Source organism: Rothia sp. 11254D007BW, assembly GCF_053548195.1.
In genome coordinates this window covers 1,371,597-1,396,881 of record NZ_JBPWPK010000001.1, presented here as the reverse complement: position 1 = coordinate 1,396,881, position 25,285 = coordinate 1,371,597, and the positions used below count along the sequence as shown (strand labels likewise).

The following is a 25,285-nucleotide window of genomic DNA, read 5'->3' as shown; positions in this document are numbered from 1 at the left end:
AGACAAGACGAGGTAACGATGCAAGAAGCACCCGCCCCGGTTGAGCTCCCCGTGAGCCTAGGCCAGATTGAAGATGCCGCCCGCCTACTCGACGGCGTTATCGAACGCACCCCCATTGCTCACTCGCGTGCCCTAAGCGAGCAGATTGGCTCGGAGGTCTTCCTTAAGTGTGAGAACCTGCAGCGCTCTGGCTCCTTCAAGGTACGCGGTGCCTACGTGCGCATGGCTAAGCTCACCGAGGCCGAAAAGGCCGTGGGCGTGGTGGCAGCATCGGCAGGCAACCATGCCCAGGGCGTAGCCCTGGCCGCCTCTCGTCTTGGCATCGCAGCCCGTATCTACATGCCCCAGGGGGCAGCCCTGCCCAAGATCGCCGCTACCCGCAGCCACGGGGCTGAGGTTGTGCTACACGGTGTGAACGTAGACGAGGCCCTGGCCGAAGCTAAGCGCTACGCCGAAGAAACCGGCGCCGTCTTCGTACACCCCTTCGACAACGAAGACATCATCGCGGGCCAGGGCACCTTGGGTCTAGAGATTCTTGAGCAGGTTCCGGACGTCGACACCATCTTGGTGGGCGTTGGCGGCGGTGGCCTGCTGGCGGGGCTCTCTATCGCGGTGCGCTCGCTGGAAGAAAAGCTGGGGAAAAAGATCCGTATTATTGGTGTGCAGGCCGAGCACGCGGCAGCCTACCCGCCCTCCCTGGCAGCAGACGCCCTAGTGCCGTTGAAGAAGGTCTCCACCATCGCCGACGGTATTGCGGTGGGCCGCCCCGGCCAGCTGCCCTTCACCATCATCAAGAACCTGGTGGATGACGTCCACACCGTCTCCGAAGACGAAATCGCCCGCGCCCTCATCTTCCTGATGGAACGCAACAAGCTGGTCGTTGAACCGGCCGGTTCGGTCTCGGTGGCGGCGGTCATGAGCGGGTCCCTCAAGGAAAAGTATGGTGATTTGGGCACCACGGTCTGCCTGCTCTCAGGCGGCAACATCGACCCCATGCTCATGCTCAAGGTCATCCAGCGAGGCCTCTCAGCTGCGGGCCGTTACATGACCATCAAGCTCATGCTCAACGACCGCCCCGGCGAGCTCACCACCATCTCCCGCATCATCTCGGAGCATGACGCTAACGTCACCGGCGTAGACCACACCCGCCTGGGCGGCGCCCTTTCTATGGGCGATGTCTCCATCACCATCGATATGGAAACCAAGGGCGTAGAGCACTGCCAGGAGGTCATCGCAGCCCTGGAAGCTGAGGGCTACAAGCCGATTGTGGTTTACTAAGCACAGCAGTGTGCGGCAGGCATGCCGGGAGCCTGCTGGCCTGGGGCTGGCATGAATTGGCTAGTTCGCGAAGCGAACCGGCCAAGAGGGTCGCAGGCAGAGGCATGCCTGCCGCACTACTAACTACTGTGTGAAAGCAAACCGAAGCCCGGGCGTCCGCCCCTCGAAGGAGGGGAAGGACGCCCGGGCTTCGGTTTTATCTACCGGCGGGTTTTAGCCCTGGAAGGGCTTAGCAGAGACAATCTTGACGGGAATCTGCTTGCCGTTGGGGGCTTCGTAAGAAAGCTCGTCGCCTACCTTGTGGCCGTTGATAGCGGCGCCCATGGGGGACTTCTCGGAGAAGACCTGCAGGTCGGTGCCGCCGACCAGGGTGTCGGCTACTTCGCGGGAGCCGAGCAGGAAGGTCATGGTCTTGCCCGCGATGTTCGCTTCAACGACCATGCCGGGCTCAACCACGCCGTCGTCGGCTGCGGGCTTGTCTGAGACCTGGGCGGTTTCGAGCAGGTGCTGCAGCTGCTTGATGCGGCCCTCGTTCTTGCCCTGCTCTTCGCGGGCTGCGTGGTAGCCGCCGTTTTCTTTCAGGTCGCCTTCGTCGCGGGCTGCTGAGATACGGTCGATGATTTCCTGGCGGTAGGGGCCTGAGAGGTGCTCAAGCTCAGCCTTGAGCTTGTCGTAGGCTTCCTGGGTGAGCCATGCGCCTTCGTTTTCTGCCATGTGTTTACTCCTTGTAAGCAAGGCCCCGCAGCCGGTGCGGCTGGGGACCGTGGGTGCGGACGGAGCGGAACGCCCCGTGTAAAAGGTCAGTCGTGAGCCTAGTCTACCCATAGGCGGGGTAAGCTCCCTAACTTTACCCCTAGAGAGAAAGGGAGTTAGTCAACCTTCCAGCAGCTATCGACGGTGGCTGTGGTTGCTTCGCCCAGTACCCTGAACTGAACGGTCTGTACCGAAATGCCGTTGCCGTTTTCATCGGCGTAGGGGCCAATCGCGACTTCTTTCCAGCCGACGGGGGCACCCGAGGTGTTAAGGGCCTTAACCGCGCAGACCGCGGTATCTTCGGCCCGTTTACTGACCTCAAAGGTTATCGAGACTTCGTCGGCACTGGTCAGGGTAAAGCCAACGTCGCGGCCGGTAGGCTCGTCGCTGGAGTCAGCCTGCACCCAGAACACAAAAGCGCCCCCCACAAGTACCGCTACCAGGGCCAGCACATACCAGAACCACTGGGGCAGGGCCCGACGCTGGCGGACGGTGCCGTAACGGGCAGATAGGTCAGGGGCGGTCATCAAGCCCACACCTTTCATACGGGGTAATAGAGAAAACGAGGAGCCCCACCACGCCAGGTAGAATTGACCAGTGTCTTTGAATGCGGGTTCCTTCCTCATTTACGATACCCCAAACATTACTCGAGCCACCTTCGCACTAATGGAGTTTTGCATGAGCAACACTGAATCACCCGCATCCGGCTTTGACCCCTCCCTGCTAGCGCCGCTCAAGGACGACTACACCGGCCTGCGTATTCTGGCAGTCCACGCCCACCCCGATGATGAGTCCTCTAAAGGTGCCTCAACCATGGCAGCCTACGTGGCCCGCGGGGCCCGCGTCATGGTGGCATCGATGACCGGTGGCGAGCGCGGCGATATCCTCAACGAGGCAGTCAACAGCAACCCCGCCGCCCACCGCGACCTGGCGGGCGTCCGCCGCGCCGAAATGAAGCAGGCAGCTGAGGTTCTCGGTATTGAGCACCGCTGGATCGGTTTCGTTGATTCGGGCCTGCCCGAGGGCGACCCCCTGCCCCCGCTGCCCTACGGTTCCTTTGCCAGCCTGCCGCTTGAGCAGGCGTCCGCCCCGCTCGTGCGCCTGGTGCGTGACTTCAAGCCCCACGTCATCCTCACCTACGACGAAATCGGCGGCTACCCCCACCCCGACCACATCATGACCCACCGGGTCTCCGTAGAGGCATTTGAGAAGGCGGGGGACGCGGACGCCTACCCCGGCACCGGCGAGCCCTGGCAAGTGTCCAAAATCTACTACGACCGGGCCTTCAACTACGACCGCATGCTGGCCTTCCACCACTATCTCGAAGAAGCAGGCCTGGAGTCCCCCTTCGCCCAGTGGGTTGCTATGTCGATGGAAGAAGACATTGAGGGCCACCGTCCGCCGGTCTCCCGCCACCAGACCACCACCCGGATCTCATCGGCAGACTTCTTTGAAAAACGAGATGAGGCCCTGCACGCCCACCAGTCCCAGGTCGCCCCAGACTCAGCCTTCTTTGCCGTCTCTCCCGAGATGCAGCGTAAAATCTGGCCCTTCGAAGACTACGTGCTGGCCCACAGCCGGGTGAAGAGCGAGGTGCCGGAAACCTGCTTCTCCACCGGTATCGACTACCGCTCCTAAAGACAGGAAAGGCCCAGCCCCACCGCGTAGAATAGGGGTGACCGCCTAAAGGCGGCCCCTGCGCCCCAGACCCAGACCAGAGGAAACCTTGACAGTGTCAGCCCTAATCCCTGTATCACTTACGATTCTCGCAGCCGAAGCGACCCCCACCGTCATTACCACGGTCAACCCCGACGGGTCCTTCCGGGGCTCACCCGGCATCGTGGGCTTCATCGTCACCTTCTGCCTGGCCCTGGCTATCGTACTGCTGGGGCTTGACTTGACCCGTCGCGCTCGCCGTCTGCGCTACCGTAGCGAATACGCTATTGCCCGTGAGGCTGAGGAGCGGGCGGCTGCTGAGGCCGCGGCCCAGGGGAAAACCGAGGAGCCCGTACACGCCACCGTGCGCGATGAGGCCGTGGTGGCTCAGGATCATTTGCGCCGCCCCCACTAGGTTTTTAAGGGAAGAGAAAATAAGGACGCCGCACCCGGCCGGGTGCGGCGTTCTTGAGGTATGGGGGCTGTTGGCGCGGTCTAGAGGAAGATGCAGAACATCACGGCGATGTAGTGCTGGATAAAGCCGAGCACGGTAAAGACGTGGAAGAGCTCGTGGAAGCCGAAGATCTGCGGGGCCATGGCGGGGCGTTTGGTGCCGTAGAAGATGGCTCCGATGATGTAGCTGGCTCCGCCGGTGGCGATGAGAACGGTAGCGACGGGGGAGACCTGCCAGAAGTCGCCCAGGTAGAAGACCGCCATCAGGCCCATCACAACGTAGATGGGGGTGTAGAGCCAGCGGGGGGCTCCGGTCCAGAAGACCCTGAAGAGGGTGACTGAGAGGGCGCAGCCCCAGATGCTCCAGAGCAGGATGGCCTGCTGGGTGCCCTCAAGGAGGGTCAGAGCTACCGGGGTATAGGTGCCCGCGATGAGCAGGGTGATATTGGCGTGGTCGAGCCGTTTGAGGAGCATGCGGGCTCTGGCTGACCAGAAACCGCGGTGGTAAATACCCGAGATGCCAAAGAGCAGGACGCCGGTGAGGGCAAAAATAGCGCAGCCGACGCCGACAATCCCGCCGCCGGAGAGAGCGATGAGCACGATGCCGGCGATAAAGGCCACGGGCGCGAAACCCGCATGAATCCAGCCGCGGAGTAGGGGTTTGCCGTTTTCACGGTAGAAATCGATGGTTTCGCGTTGCACATCGGTCAGTCGGTCAAGCACGCCCTGGTGGGGTGCGGCTGATGAACCGGAGGTCTGGGAGCGGTGAACACGTGAAGCCATATATTTAGTATGGCAGGTCAAAATAAGCGCGGTCTAGGGGGTAGCTAGAAGCTGAAATAACGGGCAGGGAGCCGGGGCGCGGCGTCCGCCCACCTGCGCAGAGGAGGGCAGGGGCCTGCCCGAGCCCGCCTTGCAGGTAGAATGAGCAGGGTAAAGACCAACCTGCCACCCCACAACCAGGAGCAGCACATGAAGCTACCGCAGCCACTGTACACGGTGTATGAGCGGTCCCTGATTTCTGGGATTCCAGCGGAGAAACTGCCCCAGCATATCGGTGTGCTGGTTGATGGTAACCGCCGCTGGGCTGCTCTGCTGGGGGAGAGCACTAAGCACGGCCACGAGGCCGGTGCTGCCCGTATTATCGAATTTCTGGGCTGGTGTACGGAGCTTAAGATTCCGATGGTCACCCTCTATATGCTCTCGACCGAGAACCTCAAGCGTAGCAGTGATGAGCTCAATGATCTGGTTGAGGTTATTGAGGGGTTCGTGGGAAAGCTAGCTGCCAGCGGTCTAGCCCGCATTCGCCCGGTGGGCCAGCTCGAATCTCTACCTACCAGCCTGCGCTCTGCTTTCGAGGTGGCCGTTGAGCAAACAGCGGCTGTGAGCGGCTTACAGGTCAATATCGCTGTTGGCTACGGTGGGCGCCAGGAGATTACGGACGCCGTGCGAGGCCTCCTGCGCGAGGCGGCAGCTTCCGGCCGGAGTCTTGAAGAACTCGCTTCAAGTCTGACCAGTGACGATATTTCCCGCCATCTCTACACCAGCGGTATGCCCGACCCGGACCTGCTGATCCGGACCTCGGGGGAACAGCGCCTTTCTGGTTTTATGACCTGGCAGTCGGCCTACTCCGAGTTTTATTTCTGCGAGGCCCTGTGGCCTGACTTCCGCCGGGTTGATTTCTTGCGAGCCCTGCGTGATTACGCCCAGCGTCAGCGCCGGTTCGGTTCCTAAGGATAGCCGGGGCTGCTATGCTCGAACAGATATATAGCCTAGCGGCAGAAGGGCTAGACGGACGCTGGCAGGCGGCCTTAGCTGCCCTGCTGTTGGCCTGGGTGCTGGTGTGCTACCTGGTGGCAGCGGCTCGGCTGTGGGTTATTGATGTGCGCGAACACCGCCTGCCCGACCGTATCGTTTTACCGCTGTATGCCCTGGTGGGCCTACCTCTTTTTGGAGCCATCGTGCTGGTGGCCCCCGACCCCTTTGCCCAGGCGCGGCAGACTGCCTACGGGGCAGCGATGATGTTTGGCTTGTATGCGCTCATGCGCCTGGCATCTCGCGGGGCGCTAGGCCTGGGGGATGTGAAACTGGCCGGAGTTCTAGGTCTTTTGCTCGCCTATTTCTCGCCCCTGAACCTGCTCTGGGGCAACCTGCTCATTTTTCTGACCGGCGGCCTATATTCTCTTATGCTTATACTGGCTCGTCGGGCTACAGGCCGCACCCACATAGCTTTTGGTCCCTTCATGCTTCTTGGCACCACTGTTGCCCTGCTCTTTCCCGCAACCTAGCGCACCTTGTGCGCCTGCTCCCTTGGGGCGTCCGCACCGGGTGCCTGCCCACGAAAGGAAAATATGCCTACCCCACAATTTATTACCGACCTGCGAGCCAAGATTGGCTCCGACATGCTCTGGCTCTCTGGCGCTACAGCTGTGATTCAGAGGGACAACGGCGATATTCTGCTGGTTCGTCGCAGCGATACCGGGGCCTGGACGCCGGTCACCGGCATTGTCGACCCCGGTGAGAACCCCGCCCTGACCTGCCTGCGGGAGGCCGAAGAAGAGGCCGGGGTAGTTATCGAAGTCGTGGGCTTTGCCCAGTTGAAAGCCGACCCGCCCATGACCTTCGATAACGGGGACCGTTGCCAGTTCCTCGATCACACCTTTTACTGCCGCTACATCTCGGGGCGAGCCCGGGTCAACGACGAGGAATCGAGCCAGGTGCGCTGGGTACCGGTGGACCAGCTGCCTGACTACTGTAGCGAGCGCATGCTCGATAGAATCGACGCCGCCCTGCACTGGCAGAACGGCGCCCGATTCGATTTAGAAGCCAGATAATTAGGCCTCGGCTGAGAGCTTACGCAGGAGCTCAACCAGCACAGTGCGTTCAACCGGTGTGAGCTTCTCCGCCCACCGAGCTTCTACCGCATTCTGCTGGCTAAATATACTTTCGATAAAGCTGGTGCCTCGGTCCGTGAGTTCTAAGAGGGTGCCACGCCCGTCATCGGGGTCTTTGGCCTTAGTGATTAATCCTTTTGTTTCTAGGGGCTTACTGATATTAGAGACAGCAGCCCTCGTCATCCCGGTGATATTCGCAAGACTACTAGCCGAAGTCGAGCCAAGGTTCCACAGGGCAAAGAGCACCCGATAGGCTGCCCAAGAGCTACCAACCGGTCGGTGAACGGTGGACTCAAAGTCGTGGGTGATAGCAACCGAAGCGCGGTTGAGTGACATAGCTAGGAGCGTAGCGTCAGCGTTGACGGGCTCCTCTAGCTCACCGAGGTTCTCGGTAACCTGGTCGATAAAAGACCAGTAGGTGTGGTTACGGGGTGATGGTTCCATTCTTTAAGATTACTCGTTCTCTGGTTTAGCGATGAAACATTTCGACCTCTATAAGCCAGTACTTACACGATAAACCTACAGTATTCGCTTAAAACATGACATAAAAGAAGCGGGGTAGAACATCATCAGCCCTACCCTGCTTCAACTACCTATAGTGTTAGAAGACACCCGGCAGAGCTAGGCTCAGACCCAGTACGGTCAGGACACCGGCAAAGGGAACAAGCACCGTGACTACACCGATATCTTTGTAGCCCTGACGGTGGGTCATACCGCAGACCAATAGCAGGGTCACAATAGCGCCGTTGTGGGGCAGCGAATCAAAGCTCACCGAACTCATTGCAATGACGCGGTGCATGACCTCAGCGCTGATACCCGAAGATGATGCTAGCTGGGCTAGCTGCTCTCCAAATGACTGCATCGTAATCGAGAGACCGCCTGACGAGGAGCCGGTAATACCCGAGATTACAGCAGTTGCAATCACGCCGATGATGAGCGGGTTGTCGCTGACGTTGAAGAGAGAATCCTTGAGCAGAGCGAAGACTGCCAGCGAAGCAATTACCGCACCATAGCCCACCTCACTAGCGGTGGTGAAGGCGGGAAGGACTGCATTCCGCGCACCTTCGTTGAGGGAGTTAATGTAGTCCTTAGCTTTAGACGGCTGCAGAGCAAAGATTAGAATTCCAGCAACCACCAGAGCTACAGTCACCGACCATACACCCAGCACAGCTTGGAGAGTGGTTGCACCAAACTTTTCCTCTGCAAGGTAGGACGTATCGAGACGGGGCGCAATGAGGTAAACAAAAGCAGCGTTGACACCAACTACCACCAGCACAGGCAGTAGCCCTAGCAGGCCGCGTGATGCCAGTGAACCGCGCTCGCTGGCAGCGCCGCCGATGAGCGGGGCGGGGCGTCCTTGCATCGACATACGGGCAGAGACGCTGGTGGCGGTGGCAATAGCGGCATCTGCGCTGGCTGCTGTTCCGGACGCCTGCGCATCGGGTGTGGTGGCTCCCGCAGCTACCGGAACATGGGCTCCATATTTCACATCGGCGTCATTGTCGATGTCTGCGGTACGGTCAGGGCTGTCGTTGGTTGCAGAAAAATCGATAAAGCCTTCGCCTGCTTTTTGCAGCTGGCGCTGGCGCCAGGTGAGCCAGGCTAGGCCGAGGGAAAAAGTTACGGCTGCGCCGATAATGCCAAGCAGCGGAGCGGCAAACGTTGTGGTGCCAAAGACACGGGTGGGGATGGCGTTGTGAATTTGGGGTGAGCCGGGAAGGGCCGCTGTGGCGAAGGTGAAGATTCCAAGGGCGATGGCAGCTGGCATGAGGCGCATCGAAATATTGGCGTGCTTAAAGAGCGGCTTAGCGATGGGAACAATGGTGAAGGCGATCACCCACGCACTGACACCGCCGTAGGTGAGTAGCGCGGTGACAACGGTGGTGACCAGAATTGCTCGCTTGGGGCCGAAGATTGTCGGGATCCAACGGGCGATGTCTTCAGCGTAGCCCGAGACGGTCATGAGCCGACCGAAAATAGCTCCGGCGAGAAAGAGCGGAAAGAAGTTGATGAGGAAGGTGCCGAGCGCTGGCATGAAAATTTGGGTGTAGGACGCCAGTAGTGGGGCACCTGAAAAAAGGACGGCGATGAGCGCAGCGATGGGGGCAAGCGCGATGACAGAGTGGCCGCGATAGGCCAGCCAGATGAGACAGACAAGGGAGAGAATAACCCCGATGAAACCCAAGAGCATAGCAATCTCCTAGCTGATGTAAGGGTGGAAGTGGGAGGTAGAAAGGGCGGGAGCTGAGTGATCTCTTGTAGGAATAACAGCCCTTATTTGTAAAGTGTTTAACTAAATCTGCTTGTGATTTGTCTCATCATACAGCATGGTGCGAGGGGTGTAAATCACAGTTTGGCTAAAATTTGTGGCGGTTGCCTGTTTTGAATATGTCGCCTTTGCGCACATAAAGCCCTTGTTGCAGCGACTATGAATCTGCTTGCTTTTTCCCATCTCAGATGTCGCCCTCCCTGTCAATGATGCACCCAGGTGAGCGTTTATTTTGATGTGAAAATATTTTTGATTCATTGCTTGACAAACTTTTAGGGTGTTGACTAGGGTGATGTACACCATAGAAAACTGGATCGGACGTCTCAACGATGAGATCTGTCGGCTCCCATGAAAAAGGATTATGCTCATGCCTTTCTACACACAGGTAGGTGAACTCCCTAAGCACCGCCACACCGCCTTCCGCGACGCAGACGGCAAGCTCTACTATGAAGAGCTCATTGGCGAAGAAGGCTTCTCCCTTGATTCATCTCTGGCTTACCACAAGCACATCCCCTCAGCCCTGGTGGACGTTCGCCCCTGGGAGCTGCCCGATCAGTCACTGACACCCAATGACCCCCTGCTGCCGCTTCACCTGAAGCTGCACGATCTCACCTTTGAGGGGCAAGACGGCAAGGTTGACGCAGTGCGCCACCGTCGCCTAGTGATGGGTAACAGCGACGTACGACTTTCGTACGCACTGGTCAACGCCACCAGCCCCCTCTATAAAAACGGTGTAGGCGATGAATGCGTGTACGTAGAACGCGGTTCTGCCCTGGTAGAGACCATGTTCGGTGCTCTCGAAGTGTCTCAGGGTGACTACATCATCATTCCCCGTGCAACGATTCACCGCTGGGTACTCCGTGATGGCGAAGAAGCTCGTCTCTACTTCATCGAAGCCAACTCCCATATTGCTCCCCCCAAGCGCTACCTTTCGCGCTACGGCCAGCTCCTGGAACACGCTCCTTTCTTCGAGCGTAACTACCGCATCCCCACTGAACCCCTGCTGGCTGAAGGTCAGGACGTAGAAGTCTACATTAAGCACCGCGGCCACGGACCGTCCGGTATCTCAGGATCAGTACACGTGCTCCCCGAGCACCCCTTCGACATCGTGGGTTGGGACGGCTGCCTCTACCCCTTCGTCTTTAGCGTCTACGATTACGCTCCCATTACCGGCAAGCTGCACCAGCCGCCGCCGTCCCACCAGGTCTTTGAGGGTCACAACTTTGTGATTTGCAACTTTGTACCCCGCAAGGTGGACTACGCTGAAGGGGCCATCCCGGTTCCCTACTATCACTCCAACGTTGACTCAGACGAAGTCATGTTCTACGTTGAGGGCAATTACGAAGCTCGTAAGGGATCGGGTATCAAGGAGGGATCAATCTCCGTACACCCGGCAGCCCACCCCCACGGCCCCCAGCCCGGGGCTATGGAAAGTTCAATCGGCACCGAGTACTTCGATGAACTCGCCGTCATGGTCGATACCTTCCAGCCCCTTCTGCTCGGTGAAGCTGGTTTAGCTGCTAACGACCCGGCCTATAAGTCGTCCTGGACCGGCGGTCGTTGGATTGGCGAGAAGTAATGACCGAAGCCATCTTCCACAAGTTCTTCGATGATGCCGCTGTTTTCCCTCCCGGGCTCGCTCCTCTGGACCGGGCAGTACAGGAACATATACAGCGCGCACACGACGCTGTGGCGGATCGGTTTGTGGGCCCGCTGGTTTTGCCCTTCAGCTCTATCGCTGAAGCTGCGGAGTTGGCGGGCTCCGAGCCCATCGACATCAGTGCGGTGGGCGCAGCCGATCAGCTACAGGAATTACACCAGCTTCTGGCTCAAGGAATTGCGCCCTCGACAATTGTTGGTGCAGAGCTAAAAACCGGTGGGCTATCTGCCAAAGACGCTCTGGCCGAAGTCGCGGCACTCAAGCGAGAGCACCCCGACCTGGACCTTTACCTTGAACTGTCGTACGAGCAGGTAACCGACCAGATGCTGAGTTCGCTGGCAGATCAGGGGATCAGCCTCAAGTTCCGCACAGGCGGGGTAACCGCTGACCTTTTCCCGAGCAGTGAGCAGGTTGTTGACGTCATGGCTCTGGCTCTTGAGCACGGAGTACCCTTCAAGTTCACCGCTGGTCTACACCGGGCTATGCGTTATACCGATGAAGTTACCGGCTTCCAACACTTTGGGTTTGCCAATATCGCAGCAGCTATAGATACCATCCAGCGGGGAGGCGACAAGCAGGCGGCACTTGCGGTGCTGGAAAGCGATGATCAGGACGCCGTGGGGCAACACATCACCGCCCCCGATACGACCTGGCGAGAGGCCTTCCAATCATTTGGTACCTGCTCGGTACCTGAACCCACCGAGACACTGCATCATATGGGGCTGATGAGCCCTGAAACCGTACAACGACTGACCATTACACCGGAAGGAAAGTAACCGCTATGAGCTACGCCCAGACACATTCAACGCAGGGGTTTGGCCTTGAGAACCTGCCCTACGGCTCATTTTCCGCTGACGGAGGGAAGACCTTTCATCTGGGGGCGCGACTGGGTGACCGGGTACTTAACCTGGGTGAGCTCTCAGTCGCTACCGGAAACCTCTCAGAGGCAGCAGCAACGGCAGTAGCCTCGTCTAATCTCGATGCCCTGCTCCAGCAGGACGCTAGCGTATGGGCCGAGGTGCGCTCCTGGCTCGTCGACACTCTGACCGAAGCCGATGAGCAGACCGTCCACGCTACCAGCTTTGCGGTAGACGAGGTCACCTACCAGCTAGCTTTCACCCCGGCAGACTACGTCGATTACTACGCTTCTGAACACCACGCAACTAACCTGGGGCATATGTTCCGCCCCCAGGAAGAGCCGCTGAAACCCAATTGGAAGCATCTTCCGGTGGGATATCACGGGCGCTCCGGTAGCATCCGCGTATCGGGCTCTGACATTGTTCGCCCCAAGGGTTTGCGCCCGCCTCAGGACGGAGGGCTGCCATCCTACGGCCCCGAACAGCGTCTGGACATCGAAGCCGAATTGGGTTTTGTGTTGGGTGGGTCAGCCCCTAAGGGCGAAGTAGACCTAAAAACCGCAGCTGACTCCCACCTCTTTGGGGTTTTTCTCTTCAACGACTGGTCAGCACGCGGAATTCAGAACTACGAGTACGTTCCCCTGGGCCCCTACCTGGGCAAATCTTTTGCCTCAACGGTCGGTACCTGGGTCGTTCCTTGGGCCGCCCTGCAGGAAGCTCGCGTTGCCACTCCTGAGCGCACCTACCCCCTGGCGTCCTACCTCGATGACTCTGAGGCGGAACCCTACGGCCTCGATATCACCTTCGGCGTTACCGTCAACGGCGAAGTGGTCTCGCGCCCGCCCTATAAGTACATGTACTGGTCAGCCCCTCAGATGGTGGCGCACATGACCGTCAACGGAGCCCCCCTACGCCCCGGCGACATGTTTGCCTCGGGTACGATTTCCGGCCCTGAAAAGGACGAACGCGGCTCCTTTATCGAGCTGTCCTGGGGAGGCAAAGAACCCCTCACCCTGGCTGATGGGCATGAGATGACCTTCTTAGAGGACGGTCAGCTCATTGGCCTCACCGCTACCGCACCCGGCCCCGAGGGGAGCGTCATTGACTTTGGCGACTGCCTGGGCACCATCGTCCCGGCAACCGGTGACCTGAAGTAAAGGAAGCAGCTATGAGTGAGCAGAACACCAAGGTTTACGAAGGCAGCCTCACCGAGCTGATGGCTGAGCTCATCAAGGACGGCGACACCCTCGCCGTGGGTGGGTTTGGCCTTTCGGGTAACCCCTTCGACCTTATCGATGCGGTACGAGACTCCGGGCGAACCAATCTCACCGTAGTGTCAAATAACATGGGTGTGGATGGGCAAGGCCTCGGTGTTCTGCTGGAGGGTCGACAGGTATCAAAGGTGCTTTCGTCGTACGTGGGGGAGAACAAGCTCTTTGCGCAGCTCTACCTCTCGGGCGAACTCGATGTTGAGTTCAACCCCCAGGGTACTCTCGCAGAGCGGCTACGAGCGGGCGGCGCAGGTATTCCCGCTTTCTACACCGCAACCGGTGTCGGAACCGTGGTTGCAGAGGGGAAGCCTACGGCTGAGTTTGACGGTAAAACTTACGTCTTAGAGCGCGGCATTGTTGCCGATGTTGCCCTGGTACACGCCGCGATTGGCGATATCTCTGGCAACCTGCGCTACCGCCGAACAGCCCGTAATTTCAACCCCCAGTGCGCAGAGTCAGGGCGGATCACTGTAGCCGAGGTCGAGACCATCGTCCCTCTGGGCGAGCTAGACCCCGATGATGTGATGACACCGGGTGTGCACGTTGACTACATTGTGCAGGCCTCACCCCGCAAGAAACCGATTGAACAGCGCACTGTTCGCCCCCGGACCGAGCGCCCAGCGAAGGGAGAATAAGATGCCCTGGACACGCGATGAGATGGCAGCCCGAGCTGCCCTCGAACTTCCGAACGGTTCCTACGTCAACCTGGGTATTGGTATTCCCACCCTGGTAGCTAACCACCTGCCAGACGGCGTACGTGTGATGCTGCAGTCAGAGAACGGAATTCTGGGAATGGGTCCCTTCCCCTATGAGGGGGAGGAGGACGCTGACCTCATCAATGCGGGTAAGCAGACTGTGACCCTGGTGCCGGGTGCCGCTATTTTTGACTCCGCTACCAGTTTTTCCATGATTCGCGGCGGTAAGGTTGCCACCGCCATCTTGGGAGCCATGGAGGTTTCTGAAACGGGTGACCTTGCCAACTGGATGATTCCCGGCAAGATGGTTAAGGGTATGGGTGGAGCTATGGATCTGGTTGCCGGTACTCCGCGCGTGATTGTACTGACCGACCATGTGGCAAAAGACGGTTCTCCCAAGCTCAAAAAGCGGTGCGACCTGCCGTTGACCGGTGTGGGAGTGGTAAATCGTATCATTACCGACCTTGCTGATTTTGATGTTACTGAAACCGGTCTGGTCTTGACGGACATGGCACCTGGCGTTACCCTCGAAGAAATTTATGAGAAAACTGACGCGACCTTTACCGTTGCAGAAGGACTTGACCATGCAAACTAGCAACAAAGACGTTGTCATTATCGGCGCTGCCCGTACACCCCAGGGCAAGATTATGGGAGCTATTTCCTCGCTGACCGCCGTAGAGCTGGGGTCAATTGCCCTAGACCGTGCCCTGCAGGGGGCAGGCATTACCCCTGAGCAGGTAGATGCCGTGGTCTTTGGTCAGGTGGTGCAGGCGGGTGCGGGGCAGAACCCTGCCAAGCAGACCGCCCGCGCTAGCGGCGTCCCTGTATCCACCCCGGCGGTGACGGTGAACAGTGTGTGCCTTTCGGGGCTACGCGCGGTGATGGATGCTGCCCGCCTCATTCGTGCTGGAGAAGCAACCGTTGCTGTAGCGGGCGGTCAGGAGTCTATGTCTCAGGCTCCCTTCCTGCTGCCGGACTTCCGATCCGGTAGGGTTTTTGGAGCAGCGGGAGTGCTCGATGCTGTTGAACGAGATGCACTGACCGACGCTCAGAGTGGGGAATCTATGGGCCTGCTCACCGAGGGCGCTAACGCTGATTTTGAGCTGACCCGCGAGCAGCAAGATGAAATCGCCGCTGCATCCCACCAGCGATCCCACGCTGCTGCTGTCGCGGGACTTTTCGAGGCTGAAATTGCACCTGTGCAGGTGAAAGGACGCCGCGGGCAGGTCACCGAGGTCACCGTCGACGAAGGGGTGCGTGGGGGAACCACGGTGGAGATCCTTGCAAAGCTGCGCCCCGCGTTTGATGAGGCCGGCACTATCACTGCGGGGAACGCCTCCCCGCTGTCTGATGGTGCAGCTGCCCTGGTGCTTTCCACCCGAGAATTTGCCGAAGCGAACGGAATCAAGCCGCTTGCAACCGTCCTCGCCTGGGCTAATACTGCAGGCCCTGAGAACGTGCTGCACTACCAGCCTTCCCGCGCTATTGCAGCTGCCCTCAAGAAGGCAGGGCTTACGGCAGCTGACCTTGATCATGTTGAGATCAATGAGGCATTTGCTGCGGTATCGGCTGTATCTATCCGTGAGCTGGGGCTGGATGCAGAGAAGGTTAACCCCCATGGCGGAGCTATTGCCTTAGGGCATCCGGTGGGAGCGTCAGGTGCTCGCCTGGTTGTGCACGCGGCTCACGCCCTGAACCAAACCCCCGAAGCCACCTATGCGGCGGTAGCTCTCTGCGGAGGCGGTGGACAGGGTGATGCTCTGATCCTTCGCGCAGGCTAACCCCTCTTCTCAAAGAAAACCACATCAGGGTGGTGCCCGGTTGGGCACCACCCTGATGTTGACTTGGGCTCGTGGGCAGCTGCTGTTTAGGTCAGCTGACGCCAGGCGCTAGCGTTACGCAGATTAGAACGAGCCATCGCTACAGCTTCACCGGCACCGCGATTGAGAGCAATCTTTGAAAGAGAGGTAGCAAAACCAATAATCTGTGAAGCCTCCACCTCGGGAGGCATGGAGAGCGCATTGGGGTCGGTAATGACCTCAACGAGGGACGGTCCCCGATGGGCTAGGGCATGAGAGAGCGCCTTTTCGAGTTTCTTGGGGTCGGTAACGCGTTCTGCTTCAAAGCCCATTGCGGTAGCGATAGCGGCGTAGTTGGTGTCGGGCACATCGACCCCGTAGTCCTCGAAGCCCTGAACTAACTGTTCGAGCTTAACCATGCCGAGGGTCGAGTTGTTGTAGACCACTACGGTCAGGGGCAGATTATACATACGGGCGGTCAGCAGGTCACCCAAGAGCATGGAGAGCCCGCCATCACCCGATACCGAGATTACCTGGCGATCAGGGGCGGCAACCTGAGCGCCAATGGCGTGGGGGAGGGCGTTGGCCATGGATCCGTGCAGGAAGGAGCCGAGCAGTTCGCGCTTGCCGTTGGGGGTGATGTAGCGGGCTGTCCATACGTTGCACATGCCGGTATCTGCCGTGAAAATTGCATCATCAGCGGCTAACTCATCGAGCAGGGCTGTGACGTACTCGGGATGAATGGGCCCCTTCTTTGAGGGCTTCTTGGTGTAGGCGCCCACGACCTTGGTCATGATTTTTTCGTTTTTCTTCAGCAGCTGCTCAAGGAAGGACCGGTCTTTCTTGCGCTTAATGAGGGGCAGTACCGCGCGAAGTGTAGCTGCTACATCGGCCTCAACCAGTAGGCTCACATTGGTGCGACGCCCCAGTACCTGGGCGGAACGATCAATCTGGATAGTGTCTGTATCGGGTAGGAACTGATCGTAGGGAAAATCGGTGCCGAGCAGGAGCATCAGGTCTGCGTCTTTAAGGCCCTCAGCAGCCTCGCCGTAGCCCAGAAGCCCGGTCATGCCCACATCGAAGGGGTTGTCGTACTGGACGTACATTTTGCCCCGCATGGAGTGACCCACCGGCGCGGCGGCGGCATCGGCCAGGGCAACCAGCTCATCGTGGGCTCCCTTAGCCCCGATACCTGCAAAGATAGCGACCTTGTCTGCGGCATTGATGCGGTCGGCGATGTCGTGGACGGTTGCCTGGTCCGGGGTCATGGTGCCGCGGCGCATATCGCCCCAAGCAGGTACGTAGTCCACGGCGTCCTCGGCAGCAATATCACCGGGAATTGAGACAACAGCAACGCCGCGGTTGGCAACCGCGTGACGCATGGCAGAGTTCATGATGCGCAGAGTCTGAGCGGGGTTAATGGCCATCTCTGAGTAGCTGGAGCACTCGGCAAAGAGGCGGTCAGGGTGGGTTTCTTGGAAGTAGCTGGTGCCGATTTGTGCTGAGGGGATGTGGGAGGCGATGGCGAGGACAGGCGCGCCAGAGCGGTGCGCGTCGTAGAGACCGTTAATGAGATGGGTGTTGCCGGGGCCGCAGGACCCTGCACAGACGGCGAGTTTACCGGTAACCTGTGCTTCTGCGGCTGCGGCAAAAGCCGCGACCTCTTCGTGGCGTACGTGAATCCAGTCGATACCGCCCTTAGCGGAGCCGCCGCTGGCGCGGACTGCATCAACGATGGGGTTGAGGGAGTCTCCCACCACGCCGTAGATGCGCTCTACGCCGGCGTCTATGAGTTGCTGGATGAGTTGATCAGCGAGTTTCACGGGGCAACCTTTCAATAATCTGTACCCTTACTTTTCTATAGTCTACTCCTAACGGTCTTACTTTTGTTTATTCTTGAACTATCTATGTAGTCACGCGCCCCTGAGTGCTAGTTCACAAGAGAGGCGCACAAAGGGCGGGCTTCCCATAGAGGGAAACCCGCCCTTTGCGTGCTCGGACGCTCGGAGCGTCCTTCGCTCGGTAGCTTTAGAAGTTACCCAGCATCTTGGTGACGTCCAGAGCCTCATCAAGCTGGGCCTCGGTGACTTCACCGCGCTCAACGTAACCCAGGGCGATGACGGCCTCGCGCACGGTGGTCTTGTTGGCCACCGAGTACTTGGCGATCTTGGCTGCTGCCTCGTAGCCAATTAGCTTGTTCATGGGGGTGACGGTTGAGGGGGAGGCCTCAGCCAGGAAGCGGGCACGCTCCACGTTGGCCTCCAGGCCGTCAATCATCTTGTCGGCCATCACGCGGGAGGTGTTGGCCAGCAGGCGGATAGACTGCAGCAGGTTGGCGGCCATAACCGGGATACCCACATTCAGCTCGAAGGCACCGTTGGTGGAGGACAGGGCGATGGTGGTGTCGTTACCGATGACCTGGGCGCAGACCATAATGGCTGCTTCACAAATCACGGGGTTGACCTTGCCGGGCATAATCGATGAGCCGGGCTGCAGGTCGGGAATGTGCAGCTCACCCAGACCGGTATTGGGGCCTGAGCCCATCCAGCGAATATCATTGTTGATCTTCATGAAGGAGTAGGCGATATTGCGTAGCTGGCCGGAGGCCTCAATCAGGCCGTCGCGGTTGGCCTGGGCCTCAAAGTGGTTGCGGGCCTCGGTCAGGGGCAGGCCGGTTTCTTCAGCCAGCAGTTCGATGACGCGGGCGGAGAAGCCGTCGGGGGTGTTGATGCCGGTGCCAACCGCGGTGCCGCCCAGGGGAACCTCAGCCACGCGCGGCAGGGAAGCGTGGATACGCTCAACACCGTAGCGCACCTGGGCTGCGTAGCCGGAGAACTCCTGGCCCAGGGTCACGGGGGTGGCGTCCATCAGGTGGGTGCGGCCGGACTTGACGACGTCCTTGAACTCCACAGCCTTGCGCTCCAGGGACTCGGCCAGGTATTCCAGGGCCGGGACCAGGTCCTTGAGCAGAGCCTCGGTAGCGGCCACGTGCACGGAGGTAGGGAAGACGTCGTTAGAGGACTGGGAGGCGTTCACATGGTCGTTGGGGTGGACCTCGACGTCCTGCCCCTCCAGGGCCTGGTTGGCCAGGGTCGCCAGCACCTCGTTGGTGTTCATGTTGGAGGAGGTGCCGGAGCCGGTCTGGAAGACGTCGATGGGGAAGTGCTCATCGTAGTCACCGGCAGCTACCTTATCTGCAGCATCGCGGATAGCGGCGGCGCGGGTTGCGTCCAGGACGCCGAGCTCTTCGTTGGCGCTGGCGGCGGCCTTCTTGATGAGGGCGAGGGCGCGGATGTGGGCAGACTCCAGTGTCTGGCCTGAGATGGGGAAGTTTTCGACGGCACGCTGGGTCTGGGCGCGGTAGAGGGCATCTACGGGTACGCGGACCTCACCCATGGTGTCGTGTTCAATGCGGTATTCAGTGTTTTCTGCCATACCGACTAGTCTAATACGCCGCCGTGACGGCTGTCGCATTGGAGCCAGAAGATGACGGACCACCAGATATCGTGTGTGGTAGGCGTTCAAATGATGGAGGTTAGCTGTGAGCTACAGTAATGTTTCATGTGAATATGAAACTTTTGAGTTTATGGAGGCTTGACTTGACCTTTCGCTTCAATCTAAAAATAATCGCAGCGGCTACAGCCCTTTCCTTGTGTGCCACCACCTTAAATGGGGTTACTGCTCAGGCCAGTACTTTTGAGGGGCGCACGCTAGAAGACCGTGCTACTCAAAACGTAGATTTATCATCTTTTGGGGGTGAGGATCCTGGTGATGTTCTCGTTGAAGATTCAGGTAACACTATTAACTACGTAGTTGATGAAGAAGGGCTTAGCGCGAACGTGGTGACTCGTTTGCTGGATGATGGTTCACTTACTGTTGAAGTGCATGGCAAGTGGGATGGGCAGGAAGTATTTGAGGTCTTTGATGTTGAAAGTTTAACCTTTACAGGCAATTCGGATGAGGACTTCGTGGTGACCCTTGAGGGGCAACATACCCATCAAGAGATAGTTTTAGATAGTGAGGCTGCAACGACGCAGGCTATTCCAGCGATTGTTGTATTGGGATTTCTTGCTAGAGTGGGGCTTCGTGTTGCTCTCAACAAATTTGGTAAATCTCAGATAAAGAAAGCAGCGAAGTCTTATATCTTAAAACAGAATGCCAATAAGTGGAGTCATATCATGGCTCCGAAGCATTGCTGGGGTAAGGTGGGAGCCCGCTCTAAGGAGCAAGTTGCAGACTTGATGGGAAGGGCTATGGCTGAGGGGAATCATATGCCGTACAAACGTGGATCAAAAAAAGCTGTTCTAGCTTATAAGGGTAGGCAGGTTGTTGTAACCTATGCCGAAAATGGTGGATATATAAGTGATGGCTGGGTTGAACAAATTAGGGGAAAGTGCTGATGAAAATTAGTGAATTGAGATCTGTGATCGATTCTCTAGAGCATGGTGAGAAAGAACTAGCTATAACATTATTTTCTCAATTTTCTGGGCCTGAGTGGCTTGGGGAGCCTTATGAGTGGAAGCAGGAAAATGCTTTAAGGATGAGTGATTTTATCCAGAATATTGTTAAAATTTTACCAAAAGATACACCATCAATTAAGGTTGAGTATCTTGTGGAGAATTATCTTCTTGCCCTTGTTGATTTACCCAATTCAATAGATCTCGCAGCGACTGCTCTTGTTAATTTCTGGAATTCTCACAAGAGCATGGATGTTGATTCTTTGATAAATTTCTTAAAACTGTTGTCTGAGCATCCGGATGGTGAAAATGTTCCCTCTATTGCTGCTGAAGCAGAAGGTCTTGATTTTAACCTCGAATAGAAAGGGGGTGGAGCGCATTGGGGTGGGGAAAGGTGCTTGTGTCATATTCTCCATTATAGTTGTTGCTGTTATAGTTGTTGGACCATGGAAAGTTAATCCGAGATTTTTTGGTATTGACCGCAGTGAGGCTGGTCAACGCCAGGTCACGGTTTTTATTGACGATGGCTTGTCGGAATCTGATGGTGTAGAAGTAATCACACTTAATTCGGGAGGTTCCCCCGGGGAGCATTTTGATATATTGTGGAGGAGGTATAGTGCCAATGTGGGGGAACCTGAAGACGTCTTTGTGATTGATGTGGTTGGTGAAAACAAAATTGCTAACCCTGAGGATATCGCTAGGGCTATTAATCTTGCTATTGAAAAAAATGCAAAAATAATAAATATTAGCCTGTCGACAATAAATGCTGATGTTTATCTTGAGCAGGCGGTGAAAAGAGCTGTTGATGAAGGGATAATAGTAGTTTCATCAACAGCTAGTGGTCTAGAAAAAATACCTTCATACCCCGCGTCCCTTCCTGGTGTTGTTGGTGTATACCCTAAGGCCTCTAATAATAAAAACTATTGGTTTTCAAATACCTATGGTGCAGATCTTGGAGTTGTGGTTGAACCTGAAGGGGGGTCATCTCTGGCAGCTGTACTTGTGACAGCGAAAATTAATCAGTGCGTTGATAATGAATTTCGCACTGAGCGTCAGGTGATTCAAGGCTTACTTGCATGTAGGGCGGGAGTTGCTGTAAGTCAGTAGAAATACAGGAATCTGCGAGGGGGGGATGTGTTTAAGTTGAGCTTAATGAGTAGGTAACTGTGCACCGATAGAATTTTTATAGATTTAGTAAAATCATCACTCGTATTGTTGAGTAGTAAGGCTTATTCATTAGGGTAAGTGGAGCAGGCTCACAGTGAAGCTGCTGGCTCGGTACCTGGCGTGAATCGCCTAGCGAGGGAAACGAATCAGGCGAGAGGGTCGGTAACGAGTGTGAGTCTGCAGAACCCATTATGAATAAACTTCAGTCTCTCGTGATTCTGGTCATGCAGGGTGTGAATATTTGTGACTTAGTGGGGATATGGTGCCTGCCCTATTAAGGCTGACTGTACTTACCATATCCAATTTCGGGTGAGGACGAATAGACCAGGTCGGCCTTGCCGTCGGCCAGGTGGTAGAAGACGCCAATGACGGCCAGGGAGCCGTCCTCAATGCGCTGACGAATAATGCCCGACTGCTCAGCAATCCGGGCCGCAGTCTGGCGGGTATGCTCCACCACCATATCGTTGATGGTGGCCCCCTCGGGTAGCTCCGGGGAAATCACCGACGGCAAGATACCCTCCACCAGGTTGCGGATAAAGCCACCGGGCATTTCACCCTCGACCAGGGCCTTCTGGGTGGCTGTGATCGCGCCGCAGGAGTCATGGCCCAGCACCATAATCAGCGGGGTATTCAGGGACCCGCTGGCATACTCCAGGGAGCCGAGGACGGCGTCGTCCAGCACCTGCCCGGCAGTGCGCACCACAAATGCATCGCCTAAGCCGAGGTCAAAAATAATTTCAGCAGCCAGGCGGGAATCCCCGCACCCAAAAATGGCGGCAAAAGGGTGCTGGCCAGCTACGAGTTCAGCGCGGCGGGCGGCGTCCTGATGGGGGTGGGAGCGGTTGCCCTCCACAAAGCGGGCATTGCCTTCAACGAGGCGTTCCCATGCCTGGACGGGGGTTTCGATGGCGGTCATGGCAGGCGTCCTTTCGCAGCGGTTTAGCTTTAACCTAGCAATCTGCCCGGCCGATGGTGTGTGTAAGGCGGATTACATTTTACGGCAGGACGCCGGTGGTCGGCTTACTGAATTCCGCTTGAGGGGGTGGGGGAGGCAGTGGAGGAGGGGGCTGCCATGTAGGCGACAGTAGCCTCAGCCAGGGCCTGGAACTCAGCCGCCTCAGCCTCGCCCTTGAGAATGACGGTGGTACCGTCCACCTCACCGATATAGAAAGTGGTGACCTTGCTCTTGTCGTCAGCGTCCACGAGAGAGCGCACGTCCCAGTCCACGCCCCCGGCCTGCACCGTAGCCTCGGGCACAGCCTGCCCTACCGTCTGGGCAACCCAGGTGGGGTTGGTGTCGGTGGCCTGAATGAGCTCGATAAAGTCGTTGGAGGGGGTTACTTGGCCGGTGGACCAGTAATTGATGCCGTCTGCCTGGCCGGTGTTCCAGCGGGCATAGTTGTAGTGCCAGCCTTCCTGCTCGGCGGCTGCGACCGGGTAGCCTGCCTGGTCGCTGGCCTCGTAGGCAATCACGGGGAGGTCAACGGTGGGTCGGTAGGGGTTCTTGTTGGGCTGCGGCATCAGCCAGATGACCGGCAGTAGCAAGAGCACCATGACGATCATCGAAATCACCATATTGCGGGCGGGCGCATTGATGCGGGCAGCCTGCTTTTCGGTAATTTGTGGGACTACCTGCTCGGTGGCGTCCGGGGCCTGGGTTTCAGGGGCGGACGCCTGTGGCAGGGGCTGGTTGCTGGGGTTAGTCGATGAAGTCACGCCTTCTATTCTGGTCTAAAGGGGGCGCCCTGTGCCACTTGCGAGCGAGAATTGCCGGCATCATCTGTGTCAAGTAGGGGCGCACCGGCCCGTAACACGGCGGGGAAGCGAGTACTCTAGAGTGTGGAGGCTGAGCGCCCCATAACAGGGAGCCAGCTGGCACTGTTAGAAGCTACTCGAAGGTGAGTCATGTCAGAAGTAATGAACGAAGATCGTAACCTTGCGCTGGAACTGGTGCGTGCAACCGAGGCTGCCGCTATTGCCTCGGGCCCGCTGGTGGGCGCAGGCGATAAGAACATGGCGGACGGTGCTGCTGTTGATGCCATGCGCGCTCGCCTTAAGACCGTGCACTTCAACGGCACCGTGGTGATTGGCGAGGGTGAGAAGGACGAGGCCCCCATGCTCTTCAACGGCGAGCAGGTGGGCGATGGCTCGGGAGCTAAGTTCGATGTTGCTGTTGATCCCATCGACGGTACCCGCCTGACCGCTCTGGGTATGGATAACGCGCTCTCCGTCATTGCGGTAGCTGAAGGCGGCACCATGTTTGACCCCTCCGCTGTCTTCTACATGGAGAAGCTGGTTACCGGCCCTGAGGCAGCTGACCTGGTCGATTTGCGCCTGCCGGTCAAGCAGAACCTGCACCTGGTCGCTAAGGCTAAGGGCACCAGCATTAACCAGCTCACCGTCTGCGTACTGGATCGCCCCCGCCATGCCAAGCTCGTTGAAGAGATTCGCGCAACTGGCGCCCGTACCCGCATGATTCTTGACGGCGACGTTGCTGGTGCTATTGCCGCCTGCCGTGAGGGCACTGGCGTGGATTTGATGATGGGCACCGGCGGTACCCCTGAGGGTATTGTGGCTGCCTGCGCTATCAAGGCCACCGGTGGCATTATCCAGGGTCGTCTTGCCCCTATCGATGACGCTGAACGCCAGAAGGCCCTGGATGCCGGCCATGACCTGGACGCTGTGTTGACCACCGATGAACTGGTCACCACCGATAACTGCTTCTTCGCCGCAACCGGCATCACCGACGGTAAGCTCCTGCGCGGTGTGCGTTACGGCCGCGACACCGTCACCACCCAGTCCTTGGTCATGCGTTCTAAGTCAGGCACCGTGCGCCTGATTGAGGCTGAGCACAAGCTCTCCCGCTACTCGGCAATGATCGCCGGGACCATGAATCGTTAGAACTCTAGAGCAGATGTAGGTTCGGATACTAGAGATTGAGCAGGTCTTCCCGAAAGCCGACTGGCTGGGGCTGGCATGAATTGGGCGAGCGCCCAGCGCGAGCCCAAGAAGGTTAGTCGGCGAAGGGAAGACCTGCTCAATCTTATTTGCTGATACGCGCGCGAACCTTACCGGCGGCGTCCTTGGCCTTGGGGAGCAGGGTGCCGGTGGCGAACTTCTTGCCCTGAGCTAGGGCTTCGCGGCCTGCGCGGATGCCCTGGTAGGCCTTGTAGCCGAGGGCGGAGACGGGCAGGTCCCAGGTGCCGGGGTAGGCAACTGAGGTGCCGCCGAAGGACTTCTTGAACTTGGTGAAGCCTGCCCACTCGTGGTTGGGGTCGTCGTTGGGGGCGATTCCGAAGAGGTCCATGTAGCTCAGGCCCTTTTCTTTGGCATCGAGAATAATGGTGGAGAGCAGCGGGTTTCCCACCTGTAGTTTTCGGTGTTCGAATGAGGTTGCCGCATGGGCGTAGACGCGGGTGTCGTCTGAATCGTAGGTGAGGGAGGCACCGATAGGTTGGCCATCTACCTTAGCGATGAAGAGGGTAGCGGCGTCCGCGGGCATAAGCACCTGAGCAACTCTGGTGAGGTAGTCGTCCTGCTGACGGTTGAAGCCAGCGCGGCCGGCGGTTTCGTCGAGGTATTTGAGCAGAATCGTGATGTCCGCGGGGTTCTGAGATTTCTCGAAAGTCACGCCCTTCTTATGGATGTTCCGGTGCAGGTTGCGGTTGGTCGATTTCATGTCTTTCAGAATCTGATCTTCAGATTGGGTGAGATCAATGATCTGAGTGTGTGAGGGTTGCACCTGGCGCGGTGCAAGGGTGAAGCCGCGGGCTGCGAGAAAGGCTTCACCGCTCTGCGAGCCCCAGATAGAGCTGTTGATGGGCTCAACGCGGATGAACCAGCACTTGTTGTCGGTGGCTACGCGTTTCATATCTGCGATGGCGGCGTCGAAGGCGGCGGCGCTGTCGGCTTCGGGCCCGTAGGGGGCGTAGAGGTAGCGGCCGGTGGAACCGCCTTCGAGGGTGGCCATGTAACGCCAGCCTTTACCTTCGCCACGGAAGACCTGGTGGCCGTTGGCTTCTTGGAGCTGGGCCCAAATATCTGACTGCAGAATTGTACTCATGGGCACCAGCTTA

At 58.0% G+C, this 25,285-nt stretch carries 26 protein-coding genes; 16 read left to right on the top strand and 10 right to left on the bottom strand.

Annotation, left to right across the window (positions count from 1 at the left end; all coding sequences use genetic code 11):
* The first annotated feature begins 18 nt into the window (after positions 1 to 18).
* Positions 19 to 1,278: a threonine ammonia-lyase gene (ilvA, locus tag ACEE43_RS06265; RefSeq protein ID WP_449108247.1), complete on the top strand. Its 1,260-nt coding sequence runs from the start codon at positions 19 to 21 to the stop codon at positions 1,276 to 1,278.
* Between the two features lie 213 nt (positions 1,279 to 1,491).
* Here ilvA and greA read toward each other — a convergent pair whose 3' ends face one another.
* Both greA and ACEE43_RS06255 read right to left on the bottom strand, forming a co-directional pair.
* A complete protein-coding gene (gene greA / locus ACEE43_RS06260) occupies positions 1,492 to 1,992 on the bottom strand; it encodes a transcription elongation factor GreA (RefSeq protein ID WP_237199323.1) in 501 nt (166 codons plus the stop codon).
* 155 nt (positions 1,993 to 2,147) lie between these two features.
* The gene (locus ACEE43_RS06255; protein WP_449108246.1) at positions 2,148 to 2,558 is read right to left on the bottom strand and encodes a DUF4307 domain-containing protein; all 411 of its coding nucleotides are present in this window, start codon (positions 2,556 to 2,558) and stop codon (positions 2,148 to 2,150) included.
* Positions 2,559 to 2,709: 151 nt separating this feature from the next.
* Between ACEE43_RS06255 and mca the strand changes: the two genes are divergently transcribed.
* Both mca and ACEE43_RS06245 read left to right on the top strand, forming a co-directional pair.
* The gene (mca, locus tag ACEE43_RS06250) at positions 2,710 to 3,669 is read left to right on the top strand and encodes a mycothiol conjugate amidase Mca (protein WP_449108245.1); all 960 of its coding nucleotides are present in this window, start codon (positions 2,710 to 2,712) and stop codon (positions 3,667 to 3,669) included.
* Between the two features lie 94 nt (positions 3,670 to 3,763).
* Positions 3,764 to 4,102, top strand: coding sequence for a hypothetical protein (locus ACEE43_RS06245; RefSeq protein WP_449108244.1), 339 nt, complete (start codon positions 3,764 to 3,766; stop codon positions 4,100 to 4,102).
* A gap of 80 nt (positions 4,103 to 4,182) precedes the next feature.
* Here the strand turns inward: ACEE43_RS06245 and trhA are convergent, their stop codons facing one another.
* Positions 4,183 to 4,923 carry a PAQR family membrane homeostasis protein TrhA gene (gene trhA / locus ACEE43_RS06240; protein ID WP_449108243.1) on the bottom strand — a complete coding sequence of 247 codons (741 nt, stop codon included), beginning with the start codon at positions 4,921 to 4,923 and terminating at the stop codon, positions 4,183 to 4,185.
* Positions 4,924 to 5,112: 189 nt separating this feature from the next.
* Here trhA and ACEE43_RS06235 point away from each other — a divergent pair, with 189 nt between their 5' ends.
* From ACEE43_RS06235 to ACEE43_RS06225, 3 genes are all read left to right on the top strand, one after another.
* Positions 5,113 to 5,874 carry an isoprenyl transferase gene (locus ACEE43_RS06235; protein WP_449108257.1) on the top strand — a complete coding sequence of 254 codons (762 nt, stop codon included), beginning with the start codon at positions 5,113 to 5,115 and terminating at the stop codon, positions 5,872 to 5,874.
* 17 nt (positions 5,875 to 5,891) lie between these two features.
* Positions 5,892 to 6,428: a prepilin peptidase gene (locus ACEE43_RS06230; protein ID WP_449108242.1), complete on the top strand. Its 537-nt coding sequence runs from the start codon at positions 5,892 to 5,894 to the stop codon at positions 6,426 to 6,428.
* A 63-nt stretch (positions 6,429 to 6,491) separates the two neighbouring features.
* Entirely contained in the window at positions 6,492 to 6,974 is a 483-nt protein-coding gene (locus ACEE43_RS06225; RefSeq protein WP_449108241.1) for an NUDIX hydrolase, read from the top strand.
* Here the strand turns inward: ACEE43_RS06225 and ACEE43_RS06220 are convergent, their stop codons facing one another.
* Entirely contained in the window at positions 6,975 to 7,478 is a 504-nt protein-coding gene (locus ACEE43_RS06220) for a MarR family winged helix-turn-helix transcriptional regulator (RefSeq protein WP_449108240.1), read from the bottom strand.
* A 157-nt stretch (positions 7,479 to 7,635) separates the two neighbouring features.
* Positions 7,636 to 9,225: a GntP family permease gene (locus ACEE43_RS06215; protein ID WP_449108239.1), complete on the bottom strand. Its 1,590-nt coding sequence runs from the start codon at positions 9,223 to 9,225 to the stop codon at positions 7,636 to 7,638.
* A 445-nt stretch (positions 9,226 to 9,670) separates the two neighbouring features.
* Here ACEE43_RS06215 and ACEE43_RS06210 point away from each other — a divergent pair, with 445 nt between their 5' ends.
* The 6 genes from ACEE43_RS06210 to ACEE43_RS06185 are packed head-to-tail and all read left to right on the top strand — an operon-like array spanning position 9,671 to position 15,567.
* On the top strand, positions 9,671 to 10,882 hold the full coding sequence (locus tag ACEE43_RS06210; RefSeq protein WP_237199333.1) for a homogentisate 1,2-dioxygenase: 1,212 nt from the start codon (positions 9,671 to 9,673) through the stop codon (positions 10,880 to 10,882).
* Complete coding sequence (locus tag ACEE43_RS06205) at positions 10,882 to 11,739, top strand: hypothetical protein (RefSeq protein WP_449108238.1); 858 nt, start codon at positions 10,882 to 10,884, stop codon at positions 11,737 to 11,739. The genes ACEE43_RS06210 and ACEE43_RS06205 overlap by 1 nt, the downstream gene beginning before the upstream one ends.
* 5 nt (positions 11,740 to 11,744) lie before the next feature.
* The gene (locus ACEE43_RS06200; protein ID WP_237242403.1) at positions 11,745 to 12,977 is read left to right on the top strand and encodes a fumarylacetoacetate hydrolase family protein; all 1,233 of its coding nucleotides are present in this window, start codon (positions 11,745 to 11,747) and stop codon (positions 12,975 to 12,977) included.
* 11 nt (positions 12,978 to 12,988) lie between these two features.
* Positions 12,989 to 13,726: a CoA transferase subunit A gene (locus tag ACEE43_RS06195; protein ID WP_449108237.1), complete on the top strand. Its 738-nt coding sequence runs from the start codon at positions 12,989 to 12,991 to the stop codon at positions 13,724 to 13,726.
* 1 nt (position 13,727) lies between these two features.
* Positions 13,728 to 14,381 (top strand): CoA transferase subunit B, encoded by a 654-nt coding sequence (locus ACEE43_RS06190; RefSeq protein WP_449108236.1) that lies wholly within the window; start codon positions 13,728 to 13,730, stop codon positions 14,379 to 14,381.
* Positions 14,371 to 15,567 carry an acetyl-CoA C-acyltransferase gene (locus ACEE43_RS06185; protein WP_449108235.1) on the top strand — a complete coding sequence of 399 codons (1,197 nt, stop codon included), beginning with the start codon at positions 14,371 to 14,373 and terminating at the stop codon, positions 15,565 to 15,567. Before ACEE43_RS06190 ends, ACEE43_RS06185 begins: the two co-directional genes overlap by 11 nt.
* Before the next feature lie 86 nt (positions 15,568 to 15,653).
* Here ACEE43_RS06185 and ACEE43_RS06180 read toward each other — a convergent pair whose 3' ends face one another.
* Positions 15,654 to 17,408, bottom strand: a complete 1,755-nt coding sequence (locus ACEE43_RS06180; RefSeq protein WP_449108234.1) for a pyruvate dehydrogenase — start codon at positions 17,406 to 17,408, stop codon at positions 15,654 to 15,656.
* Between the two features lie 205 nt (positions 17,409 to 17,613).
* A complete protein-coding gene (locus ACEE43_RS06175; RefSeq protein WP_237187209.1) occupies positions 17,614 to 19,020 on the bottom strand; it encodes a class II fumarate hydratase in 1,407 nt (468 codons plus the stop codon).
* A gap of 164 nt (positions 19,021 to 19,184) precedes the next feature.
* Between ACEE43_RS06175 and ACEE43_RS06170 the strand changes: the two genes are divergently transcribed.
* From ACEE43_RS06170 to ACEE43_RS06160, 3 genes are read left to right on the top strand one after another with little or no spacing between them, the layout of a single operon-like run.
* Positions 19,185 to 19,985, top strand: coding sequence for an SAR2788 family putative toxin (locus ACEE43_RS06170; protein WP_449108233.1), 801 nt, complete (start codon positions 19,185 to 19,187; stop codon positions 19,983 to 19,985).
* 23 nt (positions 19,986 to 20,008) lie between these two features.
* Entirely contained in the window at positions 20,009 to 20,404 is a 396-nt protein-coding gene (locus tag ACEE43_RS06165) for a hypothetical protein (RefSeq protein ID WP_449108232.1), read from the top strand.
* 7 nt (positions 20,405 to 20,411) lie between these two features.
* Positions 20,412 to 21,149, top strand: a complete 738-nt coding sequence (locus tag ACEE43_RS06160) for a S8 family serine peptidase (protein WP_449108231.1) — start codon at positions 20,412 to 20,414, stop codon at positions 21,147 to 21,149.
* 334 nt (positions 21,150 to 21,483) lie between these two features.
* Here ACEE43_RS06160 and ACEE43_RS06155 read toward each other — a convergent pair whose 3' ends face one another.
* Both ACEE43_RS06155 and ACEE43_RS06150 read right to left on the bottom strand, forming a co-directional pair.
* Positions 21,484 to 22,125, bottom strand: a complete 642-nt coding sequence (locus ACEE43_RS06155; protein WP_449108230.1) for a carbonic anhydrase — start codon at positions 22,123 to 22,125, stop codon at positions 21,484 to 21,486.
* 104 nt (positions 22,126 to 22,229) lie between these two features.
* Positions 22,230 to 22,925, bottom strand: coding sequence for a DUF4245 domain-containing protein (locus ACEE43_RS06150; RefSeq protein ID WP_431464860.1), 696 nt, complete (start codon positions 22,923 to 22,925; stop codon positions 22,230 to 22,232).
* 189 nt (positions 22,926 to 23,114) lie between these two features.
* Between ACEE43_RS06150 and glpX the strand changes: the two genes are divergently transcribed.
* A complete protein-coding gene (gene glpX / locus ACEE43_RS06145; protein WP_237205912.1) occupies positions 23,115 to 24,110 on the top strand; it encodes a class II fructose-bisphosphatase in 996 nt (331 codons plus the stop codon).
* 142 nt (positions 24,111 to 24,252) lie between these two features.
* On the opposite strand, the gene ACEE43_RS06140 is transcribed toward glpX, so the two are convergent.
* Entirely contained in the window at positions 24,253 to 25,272 is a 1,020-nt protein-coding gene (locus ACEE43_RS06140) for a lipid II:glycine glycyltransferase FemX (protein ID WP_449108229.1), read from the bottom strand.
* Positions 25,273 to 25,285 lie beyond the last annotated feature (13 nt).

Excerpts from the sequence above, each read along its gene's own strand:
- ilvA (WP_449108247.1), top strand. The coding sequence starts at position 19 with ATGCAAGAAGCACCCGCCCCGGTTGAGCTCCCCGTGAGCCTAGGCCAG.
- greA (WP_237199323.1), bottom strand. The coding sequence starts at position 1,992 with ATGGCAGAAAACGAAGGCGCATGGCTCACCCAGGAAGCCTACGACAAG.
- ACEE43_RS06255 (WP_449108246.1), bottom strand. The coding sequence starts at position 2,558 with ATGACCGCCCCTGACCTATCTGCCCGTTACGGCACCGTCCGCCAGCGT.
- mca (WP_449108245.1), top strand. The coding sequence starts at position 2,710 with ATGAGCAACACTGAATCACCCGCATCCGGCTTTGACCCCTCCCTGCTA.
- trhA (WP_449108243.1), bottom strand. The coding sequence starts at position 4,923 with ATGGCTTCACGTGTTCACCGCTCCCAGACCTCCGGTTCATCAGCCGCA.
- ACEE43_RS06235 (WP_449108257.1), top strand. The coding sequence starts at position 5,113 with ATGAAGCTACCGCAGCCACTGTACACGGTGTATGAGCGGTCCCTGATT.
- ACEE43_RS06230 (WP_449108242.1), top strand. The coding sequence starts at position 5,892 with ATGCTCGAACAGATATATAGCCTAGCGGCAGAAGGGCTAGACGGACGC.
- ACEE43_RS06225 (WP_449108241.1), top strand. The coding sequence starts at position 6,492 with ATGCCTACCCCACAATTTATTACCGACCTGCGAGCCAAGATTGGCTCC.
- ACEE43_RS06220 (WP_449108240.1), bottom strand. The coding sequence starts at position 7,478 with ATGGAACCATCACCCCGTAACCACACCTACTGGTCTTTTATCGACCAG.
- ACEE43_RS06215 (WP_449108239.1), bottom strand. The coding sequence starts at position 9,225 with ATGCTCTTGGGTTTCATCGGGGTTATTCTCTCCCTTGTCTGTCTCATC.
- ACEE43_RS06210 (WP_237199333.1), top strand. The coding sequence starts at position 9,671 with ATGCCTTTCTACACACAGGTAGGTGAACTCCCTAAGCACCGCCACACC.
- ACEE43_RS06205 (WP_449108238.1), top strand. The coding sequence starts at position 10,882 with ATGACCGAAGCCATCTTCCACAAGTTCTTCGATGATGCCGCTGTTTTC.
- ACEE43_RS06200 (WP_237242403.1), top strand. The coding sequence starts at position 11,745 with ATGAGCTACGCCCAGACACATTCAACGCAGGGGTTTGGCCTTGAGAAC.
- ACEE43_RS06195 (WP_449108237.1), top strand. The coding sequence starts at position 12,989 with ATGAGTGAGCAGAACACCAAGGTTTACGAAGGCAGCCTCACCGAGCTG.
- ACEE43_RS06190 (WP_449108236.1), top strand. The coding sequence starts at position 13,728 with ATGCCCTGGACACGCGATGAGATGGCAGCCCGAGCTGCCCTCGAACTT.
- ACEE43_RS06185 (WP_449108235.1), top strand. The coding sequence starts at position 14,371 with ATGCAAACTAGCAACAAAGACGTTGTCATTATCGGCGCTGCCCGTACA.
- ACEE43_RS06175 (WP_237187209.1), bottom strand. The coding sequence starts at position 19,020 with ATGGCAGAAAACACTGAATACCGCATTGAACACGACACCATGGGTGAG.
- ACEE43_RS06155 (WP_449108230.1), bottom strand. The coding sequence starts at position 22,125 with ATGACCGCCATCGAAACCCCCGTCCAGGCATGGGAACGCCTCGTTGAA.
- glpX (WP_237205912.1), top strand. The coding sequence starts at position 23,115 with ATGTCAGAAGTAATGAACGAAGATCGTAACCTTGCGCTGGAACTGGTG.
- ACEE43_RS06140 (WP_449108229.1), bottom strand. The coding sequence starts at position 25,272 with ATGAGTACAATTCTGCAGTCAGATATTTGGGCCCAGCTCCAAGAAGCC.